Here is a 22468-nt window from a genome sequence, read left to right on the forward strand (position 1 = left end):
GTTAGGCGGGACGGGCGGGAACTCGGTCAGGTGTACGTCGTTGGGGGTTGGCAGGCGATGGTGGTGCAGCAGCACAGGTGCGGAGGCGGGGCACTGGCTGTGTGCGCCCTGGCCGTCGCGGGCGTGATGTCCCTGGGCAGCGGATGCTCGGGTGCGGGCGGCGACGGCGGTGACGGCGGACGCGCCGTCGCCCGCGCCGGCCCGGCCGGTACTCCTGAGGACGCCGTCCGGCGGGCCGCCGAGGAGCTGGCCGGCGCGGGGAGTGCCGAGACGCGTACGTCCATGGAGACCGCGTCCGGCGGGACCCGGGTGACGATCAGGGGCGAGGGGGCCTACGACTTCCGCAGGCAGCTGGGCCGTATCAGGGTCGTCCTGCCGAAGGACGCCGCCGGGACGGACGGCCACCGGCCCATCACGGAGCTGCTGGCACCGGGAGCGCTCTACATGAAGAACCGTGGTGCCGGGGTGCCCGACGACAAGTGGGTGCGCATCGACACCACGACGCTGGAGGACGGCAACCTGGTCACGGGCGGGGTGACCGATCCGACGGCCTCCGCCGAGCTGCTGCGCGGCGCGGCCGGGGTGACGTACGTCGGACGGACGGAACTGGCCGGAGTGACGGTCCGGCACTATCGCGGGACCTCGGACATCGGCCGGGCGGCGCGGGCGGCCTCGCCGTCCTCGCGTGGGGCCCTGGCCGCCGCGGCGAAGGGGTTCAGCACGGACTCGGTGCCCTTCGACGCCTATCTGGACGACGAGGGCCTGCTGCGGAAGGTCCGCCACCGTTTCACCTTCGGGATGCAGGGGCCGGCGGTGACGGTGGTGTCGACGATGCTGCTGTACGGCTTCGGGGCGCCGGTCTCCGTGGAGCTGCCCCCGGAGAAGGACATCTACACGGGGCGGGTCCAGCGGGGGTCGAGTGGCCCGGAAGCGCCGTAGGGAGGGGGCCGAAATGGTCCGTCCGTGCCATGCGCGGTGTGTCCCGCGCTCCCTACGCTAGGGAGTCGGTGCGCCAGGAGTCGGCGACAGCAGAGAAAGGTGACGCAGGTGGTGACGCTCAGCGCTCCGAATGCTCAGGACCGTGTGGCCCTCGCCGAGATCGAGCTGTGCGGCGAGCTCATGATCGCGGCGGCGGACGCGCGTGAGGACCGGCTCAGTCCCGACCGTATCGACGAGGTGCTCAACGTCGGGGCGCGCCCGGCCGAGCCGGCGCCGACGATTCCCCGGCAGGGCCGTCACCGGGGATGACGTCTTCCGTCCCGGGCGCCGTCAGGTGCGCAGGAGGCGGGCGATCGCCTTGGTGGCCTCCTCGACCTTGGCGTCGATCTCGGCACCGCCCTTGAGCGCGGCGTCGGCGACGCAGTGGCGCAGGTGCTCCTCCAGCAGCTGGAGGGCGAAGGACTGGAGGGCCTTCGTGGAGGCCGAGACCTGGGTGAGTATGTCGATGCAGTAGACGTCCTCGTCGACCATCCGCTGGAGACCCCGGATCTGCCCCTCGATGCGGCGCAGCCGCTTGAGGTGCTCCTCCTTCTGGTGATGGTATCCGTGGATGCCGCGGTCGTGATCGGTGACGACCGCGTCCTCACCGGCTGCGTCGGTGGCCTCGGTGGTGGTCATGGGTCCTCCCGTTGTCCTCGTGGCCTGCGGTGATCGTGACGTTCTGTGCTGTCTGTATACCCCTGGTGGGTATATCGTAACGAATCCAGCCGAAACGTGACCGGGGGGCCGTGCTGATCACTGTGCCCGATGCGCGACACTGAGGAACGCCGGTTAGCCGTGGCCGGATGATGCGCCTAGCATCAGCCTGACCGAATCCAAAGCACCCCGAGGACCCCACGTGCGCTTTCGTCTGACCCCCAGGGAGACGAGCTTCTACGACATGTTCTCCGCATCCGCGGACAACATCGTCACGGGCTCGAAACTCCTCATGGAACTGCTCGGGGCGGATTCTGCCTCCCGAGTCGAGATCGCGGAGCGTATGCGGGCAGCGGAGCACGCGGGGGACGATGCCACCCACGCGATCTTCCACCAGCTGAACTCCTCCTTCATCACGCCGTTCGACCGCGAGGACATCTACAACCTCGCCTCGCAGCTCGACGACATCATGGACTTCATGGAGGAGGCCGTCGACCTGGTCGTGCTGTACCAGATCGACGAGCTCCCGAAGGGTGTCGAGCAGCAGATCGAGGTCCTGGCCAGGGCGGCGGAACTGACCGCCGAGGCCATGCCGAGTCTGCGCACGATGGACAACCTCACCGAGTACTGGATCGAGGTCAACCGTCTGGAGAACCAGGCCGACCAGATCCACCGCAAGCTGCTGGCCCAGCTCTTCAACGGCAAGTACGACGCCATGGACGTGCTGAAGCTCAAGCAGATCGTGGACGTGCTGGAAGAGGCGGCTGACGCGTTCGAGCACGTCGCCAACACCGTGGAGACCATCGCGGTCAAGGAGTCCTGAACCTCGTGGACACCTTTGCGCTGGTCGTGACCATCGGCGTCGCGCTCGGCTTCACATATACGAACGGCTTCCACGACTCGGCGAACGCCATCGCCACCTCGGTCTCCACCCGGGCGCTGACCCCGCGTGCGGCTCTGGCGATGGCCGCTGTGATGAACCTCGCAGGCGCCTTCCTCGGGCAGGGGGTCGCCAAGACCGTCAGTGAGGGGCTGATCGCCACTCCGGAGGGCCAGAAGGGGATGGGCATCCTCTTCGCGGCTCTGGTCGGGGCGATCATCTGGAACCTGGTCACCTGGTACTACGGTCTGCCGTCGTCCTCCTCGCACGCCTTGTTCGGCGGCATGGTCGGCGCGGCGCTGGCCGGCGGGACGATGGTGCACTGGGACGGCGTGCTGTCCAAGATCGTCATTCCGATGTTCCTGTCGCCGGTCATAGGTCTGGTGGCCGGCTATCTGGTGATGGTCGCCATCATGTGGATATTCAGGAAGGCCAACCCGCACAAGGCCAAGCGCGGTTTCCGTATCGCGCAGACGGTCTCCGCGGCGGGTATGGCGCTCGGTCACGGTCTGCAGGACGCGCAGAAGACCATGGGCATCGTGGTGATGGCCCTGGTCATCGCCGACGTCGAGGGCCCGAACGACGAGATCCCGATCTGGGTCAAGATCGCCTGCGCGACGATGCTGTCCCTCGGGACGTACGCGGGCGGCTGGCGCATCATGCGGACACTCGGCCGCAAGATCATCGAGCTGGACCCGCCGCAGGGCTTCGCCGCCGAGACGACCGGTGCCTCGATCATGTTCGGCTCGGCGTTCCTGTTCCACGCGCCGATCTCCACGACTCACGTGATCACGTCGGCGATCATGGGCGTCGGTGCCACGAAGCGGGTGAACGCCGTGCGCTGGGGGGTGGCCAAGAACATCATCCTGGGGTGGTTCATCACGATGCCGGCCGCCGCTCTGATGGCCGCGCTCAGCTACGGGATCGTCGTGCTCCTCTTCGGGTGACGCGTCGGTGCTCCCCGGCCGGGGTGTCGCGCACGCGCTGCGGGCGCCCGGCCCGCCGGACCGGGAACGGGTCCGCCCCTGCTCTCCTGTGGAGAACGGGGGCGGACCCTTCGCCTTGTGGTGGCACCGCCATGCAGCACCCCAAGGCCGTCTGTGGTTATCCGAAGCGGCCCGAGATGTAGTCCTCGGTCGCCTGCACGGACGGGTTGGAGAAGATCCGCTCCGTCTCGTCGATCTCGATCAGCCGGCCCGGCTTGCCCACCGCCGAGAGGTTGAAGAAGGCCGTACGGTCCGAGACGCGTGCCGCCTGCTGCATGTTGTGCGTCACGATGACGATCGTGAAGCGTTCCTTCAGCTCGCCGATCAGGTCCTCGATGGCGAGGGTCGAGATCGGGTCGAGGGCGGAACACGGCTCGTCCATCAGCAGCACGTCCGGCTCGACGGCGATCGCGCGGGCGATGCACAGACGCTGCTGCTGGCCGCCGGAGAGGCCGGAGCCGGGCTTGTTCAGGCGGTCCTTGACCTCGTTCCAGAGGTTGGCGCCCTTGAGGGACCTCTCGACGACGTCCGACAGCTCACTCTTGCGGTACGAGCCGTTCAGTCGCAGGCCCGCCGCGACGTTGTCGAAGATCGACATGGTCGGGAAGGGGTTCGGACGCTGGAAGACCATGCCGACCGTACGGCGCACGGTGACCGGGTCGACGCCGGGACCGTACAGGTTCTCGTCGTCCAGCAGCACCTTGCCCTCGACGCGGCCGCCGGGGGTGACCTCGTGCATGCGGTTCAGGGTGCGCAGGAAGGTGGACTTACCGCAGCCGGAGGGGCCGATGAAGGCGGTCACGGAGCGGGGCTCCACGGTCATCGAGATGTCCTCGATGGCCTTGTGGGAGCCGTAGTAGGCGGTGAGGCCGCCGATGTCGATGCGCTTGGCCATGGGGAATCAACTGCTTTCTGAGTGGCCTCAGCGGCCGGTCTTCGGGGCCTTCCAGCGGGCGATGCCGCGGGCCACCAGATTGAGGATCATGACGAAGGCGATCAGCACCAGTGCTGCGGCCCAGGCGCGGTCGTAGGACGCGGCCTCGCCGACCTTGTACTGCTCGTAGATGTAGAACGGCAGTGAGGACTGGGCGCCTTCGAAGGGGTTGGTGTTGATCAGCTGGCTGCCGAAGACGAGCAGCATGATCGGTGCGGTCTCTCCCGCGATCCGGGCGATGGCGAGCATGACACCCGTGGTGATGCCGCCGATCGCGGTGGGGAGGACCACCTTCAGGATGGTGCGCCACTTCGGGATGCCGAGCGCGAGGGAGGCCTCGCGGAGCTCGTTGGGGACGAGCTTGAGCATCTCCTCGGTGGAGCGGACCACGACGGGGAGCATCAGGATGGTCAGGGCCAGGGCGCCCATGAGGCCGGACGGCTCGAGCTCGGCCATCAGCATGATCGACAGGATGAACAGACCGGCCACGATGGACGGGATGCCCGTCATGACGTCGACGAAGAAGGTGACGGCCTTGGCGAGCGAGCCCTTGCCGTACTCCACCAGGTAGACCGCGGTCAGCAGGCCCAGCGGGGCGGAGATCACCGTGGCGATACCCACTTGCTCCAGCGTGCCGATCAGCGCGTGGTAGACGCCGCCGCTGGCCTCGGGGCCGAGGACGCCCGCCATGGAGTGGGTGAGGAAGTAGCCGTCGAGGCGTTCGACGCCGCGGCTGATGGTGGTCCAGAGCAGCGAGGCGAGCGGCACGACGGCGACGAGGAAGCACACCCAGACGATGCTGGTGGCGAGGCGGTCCTTGGCCTGGCGCTGGTTCTCGACCACGGTCGTGGTGACGTACGAGATGGCCAGGAACAGCAGGGCCGAGAGCAGGCCCCACTGGACGCGGCTGTGCCAGCCGGCCGCCAGGGAGACCCCCACACCGAGCGCGATGGCCACGGCGGCGAAGCCGAGCGGGGACCAGCGGGGAAGAGCGCGGCTGCTGAGGCCGCCCTTGCCGGGTTCCGGCGAGGTCCGTGGACGGCCGTCCTGGACGTCCGTGCTGATGACGTGGGTCATGCGTTGGCCCCCGAGTACTCCTTGCGGCGGGCGATGATGAGCCGGGCCGCGCCGTTGACCAGCAGGGTGAGGACGAACAGGACGAGGCCCGAGGCGATCAGGGCGTCGCGTCCGAATTCGTCGGCCTCACCGAACTTGGCCGCGATGTTCTGGGCGAAGGTTCCGCCGCCGTGGTTGAGCACGTGCAGCGAGATGAGGAAGCTCGGCGACAGGACCGTGGCGACGGCCATCGTCTCGCCGAGCGCGCGGCCCAGGCCGAGCATCGAGGCCGAGATGATGCCGGAGCGGCCGAACGGCAGCACCGAGAGGCGGATGACCTCCCAGCGGGTGGCGCCGAGGGCGAGGGCGGCTTCCTCGTTCATCTTCGGGACCTGGAGGAAGACCTCGCGGCTGACACTGGTCACGATGGGCAGGATCATGATCGCGAGCAGGATGCCGACGGTGAAGAGCGAGCGGGGGACGCCGATCTCGGTCTTCTCGAAGATGTACGTCCAGCCGAAGAACTGGTCGAGCCAGAGGTTCAGGCCCTCCAGGTACGGGACGAGGACGAGGGCGCCCCAGATGCCGTAGACGATGCTGGGCACCGCGGCGAGGAGGTCGATCACGTAGGCGAGGGGGGCGGCCAGCTTGCGCGGCGCGTAGTGCGAGATGAAGAGGGCGATGCCGACAGCGATCGGAACCGCGATGACCATCGCGATGATCGAGCTGACGACGGTGCCGAAGAGCAGGACCGCGATGCCGAAGACCGGCGGGTCACCGGCCGGGTTCCAGTCGAAGGTGGTGAGGAAGTTCCCCTCGTCCTTCGAGATGGCGAGGAAGGCGCGGTAGCTGAGGAAGACGGCTATCGAGGCCATGATCACGAGCAGCAGGATGCCCGAGCCGCGTGAGAGGCCCAGGAAGACCTTGTCGCCCGCGCGCCCGGTGGACCTGGGGCGGCTGCGTGTTCCCGGCGGAGCCGGTGGGATGTCGAGCGGTGTGGTGGAAGCCATGGTCTTTCCGGTCTGTGTGGGGGAGCGGCTGGCTCCCCTGGCGGCGGTGCACCGGATGGGGTGGGGCGGTGGGGGCCGGTCCGGAGGGGTGCGCCGGACCGGCCCGCCTGTGCGTGCGTGTCGTGCGGGCCGGTTACTTCAGGCCGGCGACCGTCTCACGGACCTTCGCGTTGATGGCCTCGGGGATCGGGGCGTAGCCGGCCTCGGTCAGGACCTTCTGGCCGTCCGCGGAGGCGGTGTAGGTCAGGAAGGACTTGACGGTGCCGAGGGTGTCGGCCTTGTTGCCGGTGTCGCAGACGACCTCGTACGTCACCAGGACGAGCGGGTAGGCGCCCTCGGCCTTGGTGGTGTAGTCGAGGTCGAGCGCCAGGTCCTTGCCGGTGCCCTTGACCTTGGCGGCGGCGATGGCCTTGGAGGCGTTCTCCGAGGTCGCCTCGACCGGCGCGGCGCCACCGGTGTCGATGTCGACGGTGGTGATCTGCTGCGACTTGGCGTACGACAGCTCGAAGTAGCCGATGGAGCCGTCGACGGCCTTCACCTGGCTGGCGACGCCGGAGGAACCGGACGCGGCCTGGCCACCGGGGGCCGGCCACTTCTTCTCGGCCTCGTACTTCCAGTCACTCGGAGCCGCGGCGTTGAGGTACTTGCCGAGGTTCTGGGTGGTGCCGGAGTCCTCGGAGCGGTGGAACGCCTGGATGTCCTTGGCGGGGAGCTTGACGCCCTCGTTGAGCGCGGCGATCGCCGGGTCGTTCCACTTCTTGATCTTCGTGTCGAAGATCTTGGCGAGCGTGGAGGCGTCCAGGGTCAGGCTCTCGACGCCCTCGAGGTGGAAGCCGACCGCGATCGGGCCGCCGACCATCGGGAGGTTGATGCCCTGGCCCGTCTTGCAGATCTTCTTCGACTCGGCGACCTCTTCGGGCTTCAGGGCCGAGTCGGAGCCGGCGAAACCGACGGTGCCCTGGTTGAACGCGACGATGCCCTCACCGGAGGAGGAGGAGCTGTAGTTGATCTCCACGCCGGAGCAGGCGGCCATGTAGTTCTTGACCCAGAGGTCCATCGCGTTCTTCTGGGCGCTGGAGCCGGAAGCGCGCAGCTGGCCCTCGGCGCCGTCGCACTTGATGTCCGACGCGGCGGCGCTGGTCTTGCCGCCTTCCGCGTCGGTGCCGGTGTTGTCGTCCGAACCGCACGCCGTGAGGACCAGGGCGCCGGAGACGGCGAGGGCACCGAGCGCGGTGGCACGAAGCCGGTTCTTGCGCTGAAGCTTCACTTTCGGGGTGTTCCTTCCAGGAGCCGCCGCGGCTGGTGGGGGCGAGGCGGCGTGCGATGAGGAATGGTGCGGCGGCTTGGCGCCGTGCACCGTGTACGTCCGAAATTAGGCAGAACAGGTGAAGCGCCCTACGGGGCAGAGTGAACGGCAGGTGAACCGTGCTGGGCGGGCTGGTTCCGTCGGTTCCGCCGTGTGGCACCGGCGGGCCGGGGCGCGTAACGGGGTGCGTACCGGGCCGGGCACACGGGTCCGGCCGGCCATCCGCCGGGCCTGTGCGCCCGGCCCGGCCACGGGTTACTGCTGCGGGGCGCGGGTACGGAAGGGCCCTCGGTCGCCGCGCGGGTCCGGAGCGCGGGAGGGCCCGCAGCCGCGGAAGGGCGCGAATCAGCCGCTCATGTGTGCGGAACCGTCGGAGGGGTCCTGATCCGGCGGGCCGGCGCGCAGGAAGGCGTCCAGCTGGACGCGGTCACCGGGACGGCTCAGGCGGGCGCGGGCGGAGCCGGGAGGGAGCCACGCCAGCTCATCGACCTCGTCGTTGGGCACGAAGGTGCCGTCCGCCGCCTCCGCAGCCCAGTAGCTGACCTCCTTGGGGCGCCCGTTCGCCGTGTACCGGGCCGTCGGGAGGGCGACGCCCGGCGCGCAGGGGTGACCCGTCTCCTCCAGGACCTCGCGCAGGGCCGCCTCCAGCGCCGTCTCGCCGCGCTTCAGCTTGCCCTTCGGGAACGACCAGTCGTCGTAGCGGGGGCGGTGGACCAGGCAGATCTCCAGGCCGCCACCGTCCGGGGACCGGCGCCAGAGCACGCAGCCCGCTGCCAGGACGGGATCGCTCACGACGCGCTCACCGCCGTGTACGGCCAGGCCTCGCGGAACACGGAGCGCGAGGCCTCCACCTCGTGCCGCTGGTCGGCGTGGAGCACCCCCAGGGCGTACGCGGTCGTCGGGGCGATGCGCGGGGTACGCGCCGCGGCCGACGCCGCGGCGGCGGCCTCCGCGGCATCCCGGTGCAGGTCCAGGGCGTGTCCCGGCCCGGACAGGGCCGGGTCGGGGGATCCCCGCAGCATCTCGTGGGCGTACCGGTGCAGCCGCAGCAGCAGGCGGGCCTGGTGCCAGAGGGCGTCATGGGCCTCGTTGTACGGTTCGACCGACCCGTCGGGCGGGAGTGCGGCCACCGCGTCCAGCATCCGCTGTTCGGCCAGCTCGGCCGGGGCGTGCAGCACCACGGCGGGCGGTCCCGAGGCCGAGGGCGACAGGGGGACGTCCGAGGCGAGCAGCGCGACGGCGTCCGCGACGGCGTGGAAGCGGGAGGAGCCCAGCGCCTGGAGCGCCGCCGAGTGCGCCCGGGTCCGGGCGAGGGTCAGCCGGCGTTCCAGGAGCGCTCCCGCGCGGGCCGCGCCGACCCCGAGCGCCGCCCGCTCCTTGTCGTCCCCGGCCTGGCCGTCCCCCGGGGACGAGGAGCGGGCTGCCGGGAGGGAGGCTCCCGAGAGCTGGTGCAGTGCCTCCAGGAGCCGGCCGAGCCGGGTGGCGTACGCCTGTTCGCGGGCCAGCGTGCCGGAGAGCCAGGCCAGTTCCGCGCGGAGCTGGTCCGCCCAGGCCGGTTCGAGCGCTCCCCGGAAGGTGTGGAGCGTGCCGCTGATCCTGCGTGCCGCGTGACGCAGCGCGCGGGCCGCCTCGTCGGCGCTCCGGGTGCCGGCGTCCGCGGATGCGCTGTGCTCGCGGTGCAGCCGCAGGCCCCGCAGGAAGCAGGCGGCCTGTTCGCGCAGATAGGGCGCGAGGACGGCCTCCGCGGAGAGGGTCGTCGTGGGGTGGTCAGGGCGTCGCACGCCGGCGCCTCCGGGCGTCAATGAGCATCTCTTGCACGTGCCTCAGGGGCTGCCCGTCCGCATCCGTGGAGTGCCGGGTCCAGTTGCCGTCGGGGCCCAGGTGCCAGGACGCGGTGGTGTCCGACATGCCTGTCTCCAGGAGCCTGCTGAGGGCGGCGCGATGCGCGGGGTCGGTGACGCGGACCAGTGCTTCGATCCGGCGGTCGAGGTTGCGGTGCATCATGTCGGCGCTGCCGAACCACACTTCGGGCTCGCCGCCGTTGCCGAAGGCGAAGACCCGGGAGTGTTCGAGGAAGCGGCCCAGTATCGAGCGGACCCGGACGTTCTCGGAGAGCCCGCTGACGCCGGGGCGGAGCGCGCAGATGCCGCGCACCCAGATGTCGACCGGCACGCCCGCCTGCCCCGCCCGGTAGCAGGCGTCGATGACCGCTTCGTCGACCATCGAGTTGGCCTTGATGCGTACGTAGGCGGGGCGGCCGGCGCGGTGGTGGGTGATCTCCTTGTTGATGCGGGCGATCAAGCCGTCCCGCAGGGACTTGGGGGCGACGAGCAGCCGGCGGTAGGTCTCGCGGCGGGAGTAGCCGGAGAGCCGGTTGAAGAGGTCGGAGAGGTCCGCCCCGACCTGCGGGTCGGCGGTCAGCAGACCGAGGTCCTCGTAGAGGCGTGCCGTCTTGGGGTGGTAGTTGCCGGTGCCGACGTGGGAGTAGCGGCGCAGCGTGTCGCCCTCCTGGCGGACGACGAGGGACAGCTTGCAGTGGGTCTTGAGGCCGACGAGTCCGTAGACGACGTGGCAGCCCGACTCCTCCAGCTTGCGGGCCCACTTGATGTTGGCCTGCTCGTCGAAGCGTGCCTTGATCTCGACGAGGACGAGTACCTGCTTCCCGGATTCGGCCGCGTCGATCAGGGCGTCCACTATCGGTGAGTCGCCCGAGGTCCGGTAGAGGGTCTGCTTGATCGCGAGGACGTCGGGATCGCCCGCCGCCTGCTCCAGGAACGCCTGGACGGAGGTGGAGAAGGAGTCGTACGGGTGGTGCAGCAGGACGTCGCGTTCGCGCAGGGCGGCGAATATGTCGGGCGCGGACGCGGACTCGACCTCGGCGAGATCGCGGTGGGTGCCGGCGATGAACTTGGGGTACTTCAGTTCGGGCCGGTCCAGCGACGCGATGCCGAACAGTCCCGTGAGGTCGAGCGGCCCCGGCAGCGGGTAGAGCTCGGTCTCGGAGATGTTCAGCTCGCGGACGAGCAGGTCCAGGACGTACGGGTCGATGGACTCCTCGACCTCCAGGCGGACCGGCGGGCCGAAGCGGCGCCGCATGAGTTCCTTCTCCAGGGCCTGGAGCAGGTTCTCCGCGTCGTCCTCCTCGACCTCCAGATCCTCGTTCCTGGTGACCCGGAACATGTGGTGGGCGAGGACCTCCATGCCCGGGAAGAGCTCCTCGAGGTGCGCCGCGATGATGTCCTCTATCGGGACGTAACGCTGCGGGGACGCCTCCAGGAAGCGGGTGAGCAGCGGCGGCACCTTGACGCGGGCGAAGTGCCGGTGGCCGCTGACGGGGTTGCGCACCACGACCGCGAGGTTCAGCGAGAGCCCGGAGATGTACGGGAACGGGTGCGCGGGGTCGACGGCCAGCGGGGTCAGCACGGGGAAGACCCGCTGCCGGAAGAAGGTGAACAGGCGGGCCTGCTCCTTCTCGGTCAGGTCGGGCCAGCGGACGAGCTGGATGCCCTCGTCGGACAGGGCGGGCGCCACGTCCTGCTGGTAGCAGGCGGCGTGGCGTGCCATGAGCTCGCGGGAGCGGGTCCAGATGAGGTCGAGGACCTCGCGGGGCTGCAGTCCGGAGGCTGAGCGGGTGGCGACACCGGTCGCGATACGGCGCTTCAGGCCGGCGACCCGCACCATGAAGAACTCGTCCAGGTTCGAGGCGAAGATCGCGAGGAAGTTGGCCCGTTCGAGCAGCGGTGTGGAGGGGTCCTCGGCGAGCTCGAGAACACGTTCGTTGAATGCGAGCCAACTGCGCTCCCGGTCGAGGAAACGGCCCTGCGGCAGCTCGTCGCCGTCGGTCTCGGGTTCGTACGCGTCAGCGTCGTTGTCCAGATCGGGATCCAGATCGGCGGCTGTGGACAGAGCTGTGGGCACCGGGCCCGCGACGGCGTGCGGCCGGTGGGCGGCGAGGGAGCCGACCGACGGCTGCGTGGGCTGGACCGGGACCTCGGAGCTGGGCTGCTGGCTCATGGACCTATTCTTCCGCGTGATCGGCTCCTCAGGCGCGTCGGAGCCCGTAAAGATCGCGGAAGAGGCGGGAGCGGGCCCTGGGCGGGGGCCGCTCCCGTCGCGGGGGGCGGGCACAGCTGGCTGCATCCCGTGAGGGTCGCAAGGCTGTCTGAATGGCCGGTAACGGTGACATGACGTACAGGAAGCGGTGTGACTGCGGGTGCCGCCCCCTTTCCCACCGCGGTTGCCCCTCCTGCCCGGGCTCCCCCGGGGCCCGGGCAGGAGGGGGGTTCTCAGGCGGTGCGGCGGCGCAGGACCCGGAAGGCGACGACGACGGCCAGGGCGGCCAGGGCGAGCAGGATGCCCGTCTCGACGAGCTGGAGGGGCCAGAGGTGGGAGGGCGGGTGGTGGTCGACGAACCAGCCGGTGATGTCGCGGTCGGCCATGCAGCGGGCCTCCTGCGCCTCGCTCGCGCCGCCCCGCCAGCACACGTCCGTGGGCAGCCGGTCGCCGCTCGCGGTGACGCGGCCGAGGTCGAGCACCCAGGACTCGACGGGGACGTCCAGGCGTCCGTCGGTCGCGCCGATCGTGGTCCGCAGGGGCCAGAGGCTGCTTCGCAGGGACACGAGCGCGGCCGTCACCGCGCCGGTGACGACGACGGCCACCGTCATCGCGGCCACGGTGCGGTGCACGAGCAGGCCCGTGAGCGCGCCGACGGCGATGCCGAGCAGGGTGTAGCCGATGACCACGGGAGCGGTCGCGCCGAAGACCGGGGCGTCGAACCAGTCGACCGTGTAGTCGGTGGCCGTCCGCGTCTGTGCCCAGGCGAGGACGGTGGACAGCACGGTCACGCCGGCGACGAGGAACACGGTGGGCACGGAGAGCTTGGCCACCAGCCAGCGGGTGGGCGTGACGGACTGGGTCCAGGCCACTCTGTAGGTGCCGCTCTCCAGCTCCCGGGCGATCAGAGGGCCGGCGACGAACGCGCTCACGAGCCCGGGCAGAACCGTCAGGACCAGCCCGGCCCACGTGAGCTCGCGCTGGAACAAGGACATCGACCCGCTGAAGTCCACGATCCGCTGGTCGCACGCGGGGCCCGAGAGGCCCGAGGCCTCGCAGGAACCGGCCTCGAAACTGTCGATGACGTGGGACGCCCACAGTGCGAACCCGATGACGGCGACGGCTCCCGCCAGGGCGAGGAGCCCCGCGACGCGCAGGGTGCTGCGGTGCTGGCGTACGACGACGCGGGCGGGGCCGCGCAGGGGGGTGAGAGTGCTCATGCGGCTGCCACCGTCCGGGCCGGTTCGTTGGACGCGCTGGGGGTGAGCAGCGGCGGTGCCTCCGGGGAGCGGAGGTGGGCGAGCAGCAGTTCCTCCAGGGAGGGCTGTGTGACGTCCCAGTCGGCGGGATCCACCGGGCCCTCCGTGCGTACGAGCGCGGTGAGCTGACGTCCCGTCGTGCGGGACTCGACGACCGTGTGCGGGGCGAGGTCACGGAGCTGCCCGGTGACCAGGGCGTGTGCGGCCACGATGTCCTCGCTCTCGCCGCCGAGCCGGACCCGGCCGCCGTCGACGAACAGGAGGTAGTCGCAGGAGCCTTCGAGCTCGGTGAGGATGTGGGAGGACATCACGATGGTGGTGGCGTTCTCGGCGGCCTCGGCCATCAGGAGGCCCATCAGCTGGTGGCGGGCGAGAGGGTCGAGGTCGGCCATCGGCTCGTCCAGCAGCATCAGTCCGGGCCGCTTGCCCAGTGCGAGCGCGAGGGCGAGCCGGGTGCGCTGCCCGCCGGAGAGCGCCCGGACCTTCGCCTCCTGAGGGAGGGGGCCGGCGATCCGGGCGGCGGCCTCACGGTCCCAGGTGGCGGGGTTGAGCTCGGCCCCGGCCCACAGGGTGTCGGCCACGGTGAGCTGGGGATACAGCGGCTTGTCCTGGGAGACGTAGGCGATGCGGGGCCGTGCCTCCTCGGGGCCGGTGCCGAGGACGCGCACCGAGCCCTCGGTGGGCCGGAGCAGGCCGGCGGTGAGGGCGAGCAGCGTCGACTTCCCGGCTCCGTTGGGCCCGACGAGGGCGCAGACCCGTCCTGCGGGCAGCCGGAACGAGCAGTCGCGCAGGGCCCACCCCCGCTTCCGTCCGTACGTCATACCGAGGCCGTTCGCCTCGATCGCGGCGCCTGTCATGAGTCCTGGTCCCCCTTGAATGTGCTGTCCAGTACGTCGGTGAAGAGCGCGCTCACGTCGTCCTTGTCCAGTCCCGCGGCGCGGGCCCTGCGGGTCCAGGCGGTGAGTTCGGCGCGCAGGGGCGCGTCGCCGGTGACCGCGGCGCTGCCCAGGGTGCGGCGGACGAAGGTGCCGAGGCCGCGACGGGCCTCGACGAGGCCTTCGCGTTCCAGCTCGCGGTAGGCCTTGAGCACGGTGTTCGGATTGATCGCCGTGGCCTCGACGACCTCACGGGCCGTCGGCAGTCGGTCTCCCGGCTCCAGCACACCCAGGCGGAGCGCCTGCTTGGTCTGCTGCACGATCTGCAGGTAGGTGGCGACGCCGCTGCGCCGGTCGATGCGGAACTCGACCGCTGCGGATCCTGCCATCTGCACCACCCTTTCACTAATTGAGTAGTGAAAGGGTGGCGTAAGGGAGGGGCGGAGTCAAATGACGCCGCCCCTATGGTGGTTGTTCCTGGTCAGGACTCCGTGCGGTACATCAGGTCGACCTCGTGCGTGGTGAAGCCCATCCGCTCGTACACCGAGAGGGCGGCCGGGTTGTCCGCGTCCACGTAGAGCATCGCGGTCGGCAGCCCCCGGGAGGCCAGGTGCCGCAGCCCGATCGCGGTGAGCGCCTTGCCGAGCCCGCCCCCCTGGGCGTCGGGGAGGACGCCGACGACGTAGACCTCGCCGAGCTCGTCCTCGTCGTGCACCTTCGTCCAGTGGAAGCCGATGATCGCGCCGTCCCGCTCGGCGAGGAAGAAGCCCTTCGGGTCGAACCAGGGTTCGGCCTTGCGGTCGTCCAGGTCCCGCTGGCTGAGGGAGCCCTGCTCGGGGTGGTGGGCGAACGCCGCTCTGTTGACGGACAGCCAGGCCGCGTCGTCCTGCTCCGGCACGAAGGTGCGGACGGTGACGCCTGGCGGAAGGGCCGGTTCGGCGATGTCGAGGTCGGTCAGGGGGCGGCGCAGCTGGCGCAGCTCACGGAAGAGGGAGAGGCCGAGCACCTGCGCGAGGTGCCGGGCGGCCGACTTGCCGCCGTGCGCCCAGACCCGCAGCCTCTTCCCGGTCGCTGCGAGGAGCGCGGCGCCCAGGGCCCGGCCGTGCCCCCGGCCCCGGTGGGCGGGGGTCACGACCAGCTCGGCGGCCGGGGCCTCGACGGGGTCGGTGTCCTCCAGCTGTGCGTACCCGGCCAGTTCGCCGTTGACGGTGAGCAGGAAATGCCTGACGCCCTCACGGTGTCCGCCCCTCAACTGCAACCGGCCCTGCTCGGAGACGGCCTGCCGGCCGTCGGTCCCGGCGGCCTCGGCGAGGAGGGCGAGGACGGCGTCCGCCTGCTCGGGGGTGAGCGCGTCGAGGGTCTCGATCTCGCGCCCGGGGGAGGGGAGGGGTGCGTCAGTCGTCATGGCTACGAGCGTACGGGGCGGGGGCGGAAGGCCGGGGCACGTCGTGGCGCGCTCCCTCGCGGTCGCCGCCGCCCTCCCGTCACCCCTCGCGGCGCAGGACCTCCCGGGTGGCGCGGGAGAGGCCGTCCGAGCCGGGCATCAGCTCTCGTACGGCCGGGCGACGGCTCGCGTACGTGCTGCTATCCCGTAGAAGCCCGGGGCAGCTCGACCCGCTGCCGGGCCGGCACCGCCGTGCCGGCACCGCCGTGCCGGCCATGAGTGCGTTGTCCTCCGGGCGCATGCTTTCGGCACGTACGCGTGCGGTGACGTTTCTGCTGGTATGTGTACGCCCTGCGGGTGATCGGTCCCTTTCCGGCGCCATGGCAACCAGTTCGTAACCCCGGATATCTGTCGCGCTACGCGCGTTGACTCTAGGCTGCGGCACGCAGGATCCAGAGACTCGAAGGGGACCGATGTCAGCGACTCCGCATCCGCAGAAGAACCGTGTGCCCAGGCGGGTGCTCGCCGCGACGGCCGGACTGGTCACCGTCGGCGCGCTCGTCGCCGCGATGCCGGCCGGCGCCCACGACCGTGGGCACGGTCATGGCCACGGCCACCCGTCCCGCACCGTCGACGTGCAGCTGCTCTCCTTCAACGACCTCCACGGCAACCTGGAGCCGCCGGCCGGCTCCGCCGGCACGGTCAACGAGACGCAGGCCGACGGCACGGTGAAGGGGGTACCGGCCGGTGGCGTCGAGTACCTCGCCACCTCGCTGCGTACCGCGCGCAAGGGCAACCCGTACTCCGTCACCGCGGCCGGCGGTGACCTGGTGGGCGCGAGCCCGCTGCTGTCGGGGCTCTTCCACGACGAACCCACCATCGAGGCGCTCAACGGGCTCGACCTCGACGTCACGGCCGTGGGCAACCACGAGTTCGACGAGGGGGCCACGGAGCTGGCCCGCCTGCAGAACGGCGGCTGCCACCCGGTCGAGGGGTGCTACGAGAAGGGCAGGAAGTTCGAGGGTGCGGACTTCCCCTACCTCGCGGCCAACGTGACGAACGAGAAGACCGGTAAGCCGGTCCTCAAGCCGTACACGGTGTGGAAGAAGAACGGCGTCAGGATCGGCTTCATCGGTGTGACCCTGGAGGGCACGCCGAACATCGTCACGGCCAACGGCGTCAAGGGCCTGAAGTTCCACGACGAGATCGAGACGGTCAACAAGTACGCCAAGGAGCTGGACCGGCAGGGCGTCAAGTCCATCGTGGCGCTGATCCACGAGGGCGGGGCCCCGGCCTCCTCCTCGTACAACTACGACTGCGACAGCCCGGGCGCCGGTGACGGCATCTCAGGACCGATCGTCGACATCGCCAAGGGCATCACGCCGAAGGTCGACGCCCTGGTCACCGGTCACACCCACCAGGCGTACGTGTGCACGGTCCCGGACCCGTCCGGCGAGCCGCGCATGGTCACCTCGGCCTCCTCGTTCGGCAAGGTCTACACGGACACGACCCTCACCTACGACCGCCGCACCAAGGACATCGTCCGTACGTCGGTGCAGTCGGCGAACCACGTCGTCAGCCGGTCCCAGGACCCGGCTGACGACATGACGACGCTCATCACCCGCTGGAACAAGATCGCCGCCCCGATCGCGGGCCGCCCGCAGGGCTTCGTCTCCGCCGACATCGACGGCCGCGGCTCCACGGCACTCGAGAAGCCGCTCGGCAACGTGATCGCCGACGCCCAGCTCGAGGGCCTGGCCCCGGCGGACAAGGGCGGCGCCGTCGTCGCGTTCATGAACCCGGGCGGTATCCGCTCCGACCTGGTGTACGCGGCGTCCGGCAGTGAGGGTGACGGGGTGGTGACGTACGGCGAGGCGTTCACCGTCCAGCCGTTCACCAACATGATGAACGTCGTCGACCTGACCGGCGCCCAGCTGGTGACCGCCCTCCAGCAGCAGGTCAGCGGCTCCAACGCGGCGTCGCCGAAGATCCTCCAGGTCTCGGAGGGCCTCACCTACACCCTGGACCTGACGAAGTCGGGCGCCGACCGGGTGGTGGCGGACACGATCCGTCTGAACGGGGAGGCGATCGACCCGGCGAAGACGTACCGCGTCGCGATGAACGAGTTCCTCGCGGGCGGCGGCGACGGCTTCGCCGCTCTCGGTCAGGGCACGAACAAGCTGGTCGGCCCGTCCGACCTGGACCTGTTCAACGCCTATCTGGCGGCGCACTCGACCGCTTCCGCCCCGCTGGCCCCGCCGGCCACCGACCGGATCACGATCGTGCAGTAGTCAGGCCGGGGCGCACGGCACAGCCGTCACCGCCCGCCGGTCCGACGGCGCCGGCACGCGTCTCTCCACGGCCCCGAGCCCTCAAGGGTTCGGGGCCGTCGCGCGTCCGGCGCGGGTCGCCGCCGCGGCGGCCGACGGGCACGTCTTCGACTTGCCTGCCAGGAAAGCTTGCCCCTCGGGAAAGCCGAAGGTAACTTTCCCAGCAGGAAAGTCGAGCTGGGGTGAGTGCCCCGGCCGTCCCGGAACGTCAGGGGAGGCGACAGCCGTGAGCACGCCGGTGGATGCCGAACAGGCATGGAACGACCTGCAACGCATCCGCGTGCCGCAGGAGCGGGTGTACGACGAGATCGAGCGGAGCGCGTCCGGCGGCCCCGGCGCTGCCTACGCGACGGCCGCGGTCATGTGGGTCTTCCTGGCGGGCCAAGGCCTCGACCTGCCCTTGTGGGGCGTCCTGCTGTCCCTCGTCGTGTACGTGGCGCTGCTGGGGGCGGTGGCCGTGATCTGGGGTCGCAGGAGCCGGATGAGGCTGCACCACTCCCGCTGCAACCGGCGGATGTCGGCCTTGTTCGTCACGGGGGCGGTGCTGACCGGCGGGACGACTCTGCTGTCCGGTCACCTGGCCGGCGGGCTGGAGCCGATGGCCGCCGGTCTGATCCAGGCCACGGCCTCGGCGGCCGTGTTCCTGCTGTTCGTCGGGCCGGCGCGCCGCTGGGTCGCCGACTCCCTGCGCGTCGGCGAGGGGGCGGGTCGATGAGCACCCCCGCCGGCTTCGACGAGCTGATCCATCCCGCCACCCGGCTGTCGGTGGCCGCGTTGCTCGCCGCCACCGAATGGGCGGACTTCGCGTTCGTCCGCGACAGCCTCTCGCTCAGTGACTCCGCGCTCTCCAAACAGCTGCACACCCTGGAAGAGGCCGGATACCTGGAGCTCCACAAGGAGGGGGGCGGACGCAAGCGGCGCACGAAGGTACGGCTGACGGACCGTGGCCGCGCCGCCTTCGACGGCCACGTGGCGGCGCTCAGGGCGATCGTCGAGGGCGCCGCCGGGTCCGCCGCGGCGCCGGCCGGCCCTGCGGCTGACGGCGGCACGGTGACGGCCGCGACCGGGGCGGCACCACGGCAGCAGCACCACGCGGAGGCAGGACGATGACGGCACTCAGGCCCACACCCGTACGGCCGGCACCGCCCGGCACGACCGCCCGGCCCGTCATCCGGGCACGCGGGGTGACCATGGCGTACGGCGACGTCGACGTCCTCCACGGCATCGACCTGGACATCCACCAGGGCGAGGTGTTCGCGCTGCTCGGGCCCAACGGCGCCGGGAAGACCACCACGGTCGAGATCCTGGAGGGCTTCCGGCGGCGTTCCTCGGGCGAGGTCAGCGTCCTCGGTGCGGACCCGGAGCGGGGCGACGACGCCTGGCGCGGCCGGATCGGACTGGTCCTGCAGTCCTGGCGCGATCACCGCCGCTGGCGGGTCGCCGAGCTCCTGACGCACTTCGCCACGTACTACCCCGATCCGCGTGACCCGGCAGGGCTGCTGGACCTCGTGGGCCTCACCGGCCAGGCGGGGCAGCAGGTGGACCGGCTCTCCGGTGGCCAGCGACGGCGGCTCGACGTCGCCCTCGGCATCGTCGGCCGCCCCGAACTCCTCTTCCTGGACGAGCCGACCACCGGCTTCGATCCGGAGGCGCGGCACGAGTTCCATCTCCTGGTCGAGCGGCTGGCCCGTGAGGAAGGCGTCACCGTGCTGCTCACCACGCACGACCTGGTGGAGGCCGAGCGGCTCGCCGACCGGATCGCCATGCTGGTCGGCGGCCGGATCCGGGCCTGCGGAACCCCGGCGGAACTGGCCCGGCGGGCCGCCGCGCAGGCGGAGGTCCGCTGGACGGACGACGACGGGACCTCCCGGCGCGAACGCACGGAGGACCCCTCGCGGCTGGTCTGGGAACTCCACCAGGACGCGGCGGGCCCGATCGCCGGCCTGGAGGTGCGCCGCCCGACGCTGGAGGACACCTACCTGCACATGGTGCACCGCGAGGACGGCGGCGCGGGCGAGTCCGTGGCCGGAGAGGCACGGGCCGTATGAAGGGGACGAGCATGACCGGGAAGGCGGACGAGGCCGGTGTGGCGGACGTGGCAGATGTGGTGGAAGTGAACGACGCACCGAGCGGGGCGAAGAGGTCCCGCCCCACCCGCGCCTACTGGCGGGCCGGCTTCCTCCGGGGCGGCATCGAGTTGCGGCACCTGCTGCGCAACCCGAAGGAGCTGTCGGGCCATCTGACCAACGTCGTCGTCGCGTTGCTGGTCGCCGTGTACATCGACGACGACGTGCCCGGTACCCAGACGCCGATGTCCCATCTCGTGATCGCGGGCTTCGCCGCCTACCTGCTGTTCCAGGCCGGGCTGATCAGCCTTCCGCAGATGCTCGTGACGGAGCGGGAGGAGGGTGCCCTGCTGCGGCTGCGTGCCACGCCCGGCGGGATTCCGGCCTACCTCATCGCCAAGTGCCTGCTGGTGGTCGTCACGGCGGTCGGCTCGCTGGCCCTGCTCCTGGCGGCCACGGCGCTGGTGGCGGACGGGCCGCTGCCGCGCGGGCCCGGTGACTGGCTGACGCTCGCGTGGGTCACCACCCTCGGGCTGCTGGCGGTCGTACCGCTGGGGGCGGCCATCGGCGCCGTGCTGCCCAACCCGCGCGAGGCGCTGGCGTTGATCATGCTGCCCACGATGGGACTGCTCGTCACCTCCGGGGCGGTGTTCCCGATCACCGTGCTTCCCGTGCCGGTTCAGCAGGTGGCCTCCCTCTTCCCGCTGAAGTGGATGGCGCAGGGGCTGCGCTCCGCGCTGCTGCCGGACTCCGCGCAGGCCGCCGAGCCGGCGGGCTCATGGGAGCTGCCCATGGTCGCCCTGGTGCTGACCGCCTGGGTGGTCATCGGCTTCCTCCTCGCGATCCCCCTCCTGCGCCGCGCCGCTCGCAGGGAATCCGGCTCCCGGATGACGGCACGTCTGCGCAAGGCGGAGCAGGGCGGGGCGAAGGCCGCGTAGGCGCCGTCCCGCGAGGGCGCCGGCCTCGTGGGACGCCCCATTCCCTGGTTGTTCTGTACGCGCCATAATCCGGTCCATGGTGACCCTGAGCGCGACCGGGCGAAGCGACAACGGCAGCCGCGGTATCGACCGTCGGCGCTTCCTGACAGGAGCGGCGGGCCTCACCGCGGGTGCCCTGCTGAGTGCCGTACCGGGTACGGCGGGCGCGGTCTCGCGTTCGGTGCGCGGCACCCAGGACTGGATGGGCGCACTCGCGGACAGCACCCCGCTGCGCCGCCTCACGATCCCGGGGACACACAACTCGGGCGCGCGCCACGGTGGCCTCTGGACGGCGTGCCAGAACACGACGGTCGCCGAGCAGCTCGACAGCGGCATCCGCTTCCTGGACATCCGCTGCCGGATCAGCGGCGACGCCTTCGCGATCCACCACGGAGCGTCGTACCAGCGCCTGAACTTCGACGACGTCCTGACCGCCTGCCGGGACTTCCTGGCCGCCCGGCCGTCCGAGACGGTCCTGATGAGAGTCAAACAGGAGTACTCGGAGGAGAGCGACGCCGCGTTCCGGAGGATCTTCGACCTGTACCTCGACGGCAAGGGCTGGCGGTCGCTCCTCCGCCTCGACCCCACGCTCCCCGACCTGGGCGGGGCGCGCGGCAAGGTCGTGCTGCTCGCCGACAACGGTGGTCTCCCGGGTGTGCGGTACGCCGACTCCGCGCTCTTCGACGTCCAGGACGACTACATGGCGGAGCCGTTCGCCAAGTACCCGAAGATCGTGACCCAGTTCCGCAGGGCCGCGCAGCAGCCCGGCAAGCTGTTCGTGAACTACGTGAGCACCGCCGCCCTGCTGCCGCCGCGCTGGAACTCGGACCGGCTCAACCCGCAGGTGCACGCCTTCCTGGACGGGGCGGAGGCGGCGGGCTGGACCGGGCTCGGGATCGTACCGTTGGACTACCCCGCGACCCGCTCGGGGCTGGTGGAGTCGCTGATCCGGCACAATCCGGCCGGCTGAGGGGCCACTACGCCGAAAGGGCGGCCCGCCCGGCGGCGTAGGCGCACAACCGGGTCCCGTAGAGGCCCAGCGCGTCGTCGGGGTCCTCGGCGTAGTGGGCGGCCACCTTCCGGGCGGTGCGGCCGGCCGGAGCCGGCCGCACGGCGAGCTCCTCGGGCATCAGCAGGGGATCGCCGAGTACGAGGAGCGGTTCCGGACGGGCCGGCCGGCCTCAGCGGAACGCGGCGACGTTGCGGGCGGCCCAGTCGGCGAAGGGGCGCGGGGCTCGGCCGAGGACCTGCTGGACGTCCAGTTCATGACATGAGAGGAGGCGTGCAGCGCAATCGGGCAGTGGCCGGGGAACAGTGCGACGTGTTTCCCACCGACTGTCCCACGCGCGACATGGTCGACCACGTGACCAGCAGGTGGGGTGTCTGGGTGCTGATCTCCTTGCGGAGCAACGGCCTCCGGTTCCACGAGCTGCGCGAGAGCATCCAGGGCATCAGCGAGAAGATGCTCTCCCAGACCCTGCGCGCGCTGGTCGAGGACGGCCTGGTCTGGCGGAAGGTCGAGCCGACGACGCCGCCGCAGGTCACCTACGGGCTGACCGAGTTCGGCCGGGACGTCGGTGAGCCGCTGACGGAGCTGTTCGACCGGATCACGCGACAGCTGTCACCGCGCGGCACGGGATAGCGGCCCCGCCGTCGGCCCTCGACCCCGGTTCGCCCGCACCCCCGGAGCCGGGGAGCCGGCGGGCGGAGGGGGAGT

Annotated in this window: 24 protein-coding genes; 11 read left to right on the forward strand and 13 right to left on the reverse strand. The window is 70.9% G+C overall.

What is annotated here, in order from left to right; all coding sequences use genetic code 11:
* Positions 1–57 precede the first annotated feature (57 nt).
* Complete coding sequence (locus ACHFIV_RS00155) at positions 58–939, forward strand: hypothetical protein (protein WP_398961690.1); 882 nt, start codon at positions 58–60, stop codon at positions 937–939.
* Positions 940–1038: 99 nt separating this feature from the next.
* Positions 1039–1248 carry a hypothetical protein gene (locus ACHFIV_RS00160; RefSeq protein ID WP_398961693.1) on the forward strand — a complete coding sequence of 70 codons (210 nt, stop codon included), beginning with the start codon at positions 1039–1041 and terminating at the stop codon, positions 1246–1248.
* A gap of 21 nt (positions 1249–1269) precedes the next feature.
* On the opposite strand, the gene ACHFIV_RS00165 is transcribed toward ACHFIV_RS00160, so the two are convergent.
* The gene (locus ACHFIV_RS00165) at positions 1270–1617 is read right to left on the reverse strand and encodes a metal-sensitive transcriptional regulator (protein WP_398961695.1); all 348 of its coding nucleotides are present in this window, start codon (positions 1615–1617) and stop codon (positions 1270–1272) included.
* A gap of 220 nt (positions 1618–1837) precedes the next feature.
* Between ACHFIV_RS00165 and ACHFIV_RS00170 the strand changes: the two genes are divergently transcribed.
* Together ACHFIV_RS00170 and ACHFIV_RS00175 are read left to right on the forward strand one after the other, a co-directional pair.
* Complete coding sequence (locus ACHFIV_RS00170; RefSeq protein ID WP_356708059.1) at positions 1838–2458, forward strand: DUF47 domain-containing protein; 621 nt, start codon at positions 1838–1840, stop codon at positions 2456–2458.
* 5 nt (positions 2459–2463) lie between these two features.
* Complete coding sequence (locus tag ACHFIV_RS00175; protein ID WP_398961700.1) at positions 2464–3462, forward strand: anion permease; 999 nt, start codon at positions 2464–2466, stop codon at positions 3460–3462.
* A gap of 157 nt (positions 3463–3619) precedes the next feature.
* On the opposite strand, the gene pstB is transcribed toward ACHFIV_RS00175, so the two are convergent.
* The 11 genes from pstB to mshD form a co-directional block, all read right to left on the reverse strand.
* The gene (pstB, locus tag ACHFIV_RS00180; protein ID WP_398961703.1) at positions 3620–4396 is read right to left on the reverse strand and encodes a phosphate ABC transporter ATP-binding protein PstB; all 777 of its coding nucleotides are present in this window, start codon (positions 4394–4396) and stop codon (positions 3620–3622) included.
* Positions 4397–4423: 27 nt separating this feature from the next.
* Complete coding sequence (pstA, locus tag ACHFIV_RS00185) at positions 4424–5512, reverse strand: phosphate ABC transporter permease PstA (protein WP_398961705.1); 1089 nt, start codon at positions 5510–5512, stop codon at positions 4424–4426.
* Positions 5509–6501 (reverse strand): phosphate ABC transporter permease subunit PstC, encoded by a 993-nt coding sequence (gene pstC / locus ACHFIV_RS00190; protein ID WP_398961707.1) that lies wholly within the window; start codon positions 6499–6501, stop codon positions 5509–5511. The genes pstA and pstC overlap by 4 nt, the downstream gene beginning before the upstream one ends.
* A 133-nt stretch (positions 6502–6634) precedes the next feature.
* Positions 6635–7768 carry a phosphate ABC transporter substrate-binding protein PstS gene (gene pstS, locus ACHFIV_RS00195; RefSeq protein WP_398961709.1) on the reverse strand — a complete coding sequence of 378 codons (1134 nt, stop codon included), beginning with the start codon at positions 7766–7768 and terminating at the stop codon, positions 6635–6637.
* Between the two features lie 384 nt (positions 7769–8152).
* A complete protein-coding gene (locus ACHFIV_RS00200) occupies positions 8153–8599 on the reverse strand; it encodes an NUDIX hydrolase (RefSeq protein WP_398961712.1) in 447 nt (148 codons plus the stop codon).
* Positions 8596–9588 (reverse strand): CHAD domain-containing protein, encoded by a 993-nt coding sequence (locus ACHFIV_RS00205; protein WP_398961714.1) that lies wholly within the window; start codon positions 9586–9588, stop codon positions 8596–8598. Before ACHFIV_RS00205 ends, ACHFIV_RS00200 begins: the two co-directional genes overlap by 4 nt.
* On the reverse strand, positions 9575–11821 hold the full coding sequence (locus ACHFIV_RS00210; RefSeq protein ID WP_398961717.1) for an RNA degradosome polyphosphate kinase: 2247 nt from the start codon (positions 11819–11821) through the stop codon (positions 9575–9577). The genes ACHFIV_RS00205 and ACHFIV_RS00210 overlap by 14 nt, the downstream gene beginning before the upstream one ends.
* Before the next feature lie 272 nt (positions 11822–12093).
* On the reverse strand, positions 12094–13080 hold the full coding sequence (locus tag ACHFIV_RS00215) for a hypothetical protein (RefSeq protein WP_398961719.1): 987 nt from the start codon (positions 13078–13080) through the stop codon (positions 12094–12096).
* Positions 13077–13976, reverse strand: a complete 900-nt coding sequence (locus tag ACHFIV_RS00220) for an ABC transporter ATP-binding protein (protein WP_398961722.1) — start codon at positions 13974–13976, stop codon at positions 13077–13079. Before ACHFIV_RS00220 ends, ACHFIV_RS00215 begins: the two co-directional genes overlap by 4 nt.
* Positions 13973–14383, reverse strand: coding sequence for a GntR family transcriptional regulator (locus ACHFIV_RS00225; RefSeq protein ID WP_398961725.1), 411 nt, complete (start codon positions 14381–14383; stop codon positions 13973–13975). Before ACHFIV_RS00225 ends, ACHFIV_RS00220 begins: the two co-directional genes overlap by 4 nt.
* A gap of 92 nt (positions 14384–14475) precedes the next feature.
* Positions 14476–15399, reverse strand: coding sequence for a mycothiol synthase (gene mshD, locus ACHFIV_RS00230; protein WP_398961727.1), 924 nt, complete (start codon positions 15397–15399; stop codon positions 14476–14478).
* Positions 15400–15851: 452 nt separating this feature from the next.
* Here mshD and ACHFIV_RS00235 point away from each other — a divergent pair, with 452 nt between their 5' ends.
* From ACHFIV_RS00235 to ACHFIV_RS00260, 6 genes are all read left to right on the forward strand, one after another.
* Positions 15852–17669, forward strand: a complete 1818-nt coding sequence (locus ACHFIV_RS00235; RefSeq protein ID WP_398961730.1) for a bifunctional metallophosphatase/5'-nucleotidase — start codon at positions 15852–15854, stop codon at positions 17667–17669.
* A 265-nt stretch (positions 17670–17934) separates the two neighbouring features.
* Complete coding sequence (locus ACHFIV_RS00240) at positions 17935–18423, forward strand: hypothetical protein (RefSeq protein WP_398961733.1); 489 nt, start codon at positions 17935–17937, stop codon at positions 18421–18423.
* The gene (locus ACHFIV_RS00245; RefSeq protein ID WP_398961736.1) at positions 18420–18818 is read left to right on the forward strand and encodes a transcriptional regulator; all 399 of its coding nucleotides are present in this window, start codon (positions 18420–18422) and stop codon (positions 18816–18818) included. The genes ACHFIV_RS00240 and ACHFIV_RS00245 overlap by 4 nt, the downstream gene beginning before the upstream one ends.
* Positions 18815–19756, forward strand: coding sequence for an ABC transporter ATP-binding protein (locus ACHFIV_RS00250; protein WP_398961739.1), 942 nt, complete (start codon positions 18815–18817; stop codon positions 19754–19756). Before ACHFIV_RS00245 ends, ACHFIV_RS00250 begins: the two co-directional genes overlap by 4 nt.
* Positions 19757–19767: 11 nt before the next feature.
* The gene (locus ACHFIV_RS00255; protein ID WP_398961742.1) at positions 19768–20712 is read left to right on the forward strand and encodes an ABC transporter permease; all 945 of its coding nucleotides are present in this window, start codon (positions 19768–19770) and stop codon (positions 20710–20712) included.
* Between the two features lie 76 nt (positions 20713–20788).
* Positions 20789–21721: a phosphatidylinositol-specific phospholipase C gene (locus ACHFIV_RS00260; protein ID WP_398961744.1), complete on the forward strand. Its 933-nt coding sequence runs from the start codon at positions 20789–20791 to the stop codon at positions 21719–21721.
* A gap of 7 nt (positions 21722–21728) precedes the next feature.
* Here ACHFIV_RS00260 and ACHFIV_RS00265 read toward each other — a convergent pair whose 3' ends face one another.
* Entirely contained in the window at positions 21729–21881 is a 153-nt protein-coding gene (locus ACHFIV_RS00265) for a hypothetical protein (RefSeq protein WP_398961746.1), read from the reverse strand.
* Between the two features lie 140 nt (positions 21882–22021).
* On the opposite strand from ACHFIV_RS00265, the gene ACHFIV_RS00270 reads away from it, so the two are divergent.
* Positions 22022–22393: a winged helix-turn-helix transcriptional regulator gene (locus tag ACHFIV_RS00270; RefSeq protein WP_398961749.1), complete on the forward strand. Its 372-nt coding sequence runs from the start codon at positions 22022–22024 to the stop codon at positions 22391–22393.
* Positions 22394–22468: the final 75 nt, after the last annotated feature.

The sequence above is a fragment of the Streptomyces sp. ALB3 genome (assembly GCF_044385685.1).
GTDB lineage: Bacteria > Actinomycetota > Actinomycetes > Streptomycetales > Streptomycetaceae > Streptomyces.

Coding starts and splice junctions, on each gene's coding strand:
- pstC (WP_398961707.1), bottom strand. CDS start 6,501: ATGGCTTCCACCACACCGCTCGACATCCCACCGGCTCCGCCGGGAACA.
- ACHFIV_RS00255 (WP_398961742.1), top strand. CDS start 19,768: ATGACCGGGAAGGCGGACGAGGCCGGTGTGGCGGACGTGGCAGATGTG.
- ACHFIV_RS00245 (WP_398961736.1), top strand. CDS start 18,420: ATGAGCACCCCCGCCGGCTTCGACGAGCTGATCCATCCCGCCACCCGG.
- ACHFIV_RS00265 (WP_398961746.1), bottom strand. CDS start 21,881: ATGCCCGAGGAGCTCGCCGTGCGGCCGGCTCCGGCCGGCCGCACCGCC.
- ACHFIV_RS00155 (WP_398961690.1), top strand. CDS start 58: ATGGTGGTGCAGCAGCACAGGTGCGGAGGCGGGGCACTGGCTGTGTGC.
- pstA (WP_398961705.1), bottom strand. CDS start 5,512: ATGACCCACGTCATCAGCACGGACGTCCAGGACGGCCGTCCACGGACC.
- mshD (WP_398961727.1), bottom strand. CDS start 15,399: ATGACGACTGACGCACCCCTCCCCTCCCCCGGGCGCGAGATCGAGACC.
- ACHFIV_RS00260 (WP_398961744.1), top strand. CDS start 20,789: ATGGTGACCCTGAGCGCGACCGGGCGAAGCGACAACGGCAGCCGCGGT.
- ACHFIV_RS00225 (WP_398961725.1), bottom strand. CDS start 14,383: ATGGCAGGATCCGCAGCGGTCGAGTTCCGCATCGACCGGCGCAGCGGC.
- ACHFIV_RS00215 (WP_398961719.1), bottom strand. CDS start 13,080: ATGAGCACTCTCACCCCCCTGCGCGGCCCCGCCCGCGTCGTCGTACGC.
- ACHFIV_RS00220 (WP_398961722.1), bottom strand. CDS start 13,976: ATGACAGGCGCCGCGATCGAGGCGAACGGCCTCGGTATGACGTACGGA.
- ACHFIV_RS00165 (WP_398961695.1), bottom strand. CDS start 1,617: ATGACCACCACCGAGGCCACCGACGCAGCCGGTGAGGACGCGGTCGTC.
- pstB (WP_398961703.1), bottom strand. CDS start 4,396: ATGGCCAAGCGCATCGACATCGGCGGCCTCACCGCCTACTACGGCTCC.
- ACHFIV_RS00270 (WP_398961749.1), top strand. CDS start 22,022: ATGAGAGGAGGCGTGCAGCGCAATCGGGCAGTGGCCGGGGAACAGTGC.
- ACHFIV_RS00235 (WP_398961730.1), top strand. CDS start 15,852: ATGTCAGCGACTCCGCATCCGCAGAAGAACCGTGTGCCCAGGCGGGTG.
- ACHFIV_RS00250 (WP_398961739.1), top strand. CDS start 18,815: ATGACGGCACTCAGGCCCACACCCGTACGGCCGGCACCGCCCGGCACG.
- ACHFIV_RS00210 (WP_398961717.1), bottom strand. CDS start 11,821: ATGAGCCAGCAGCCCAGCTCCGAGGTCCCGGTCCAGCCCACGCAGCCG.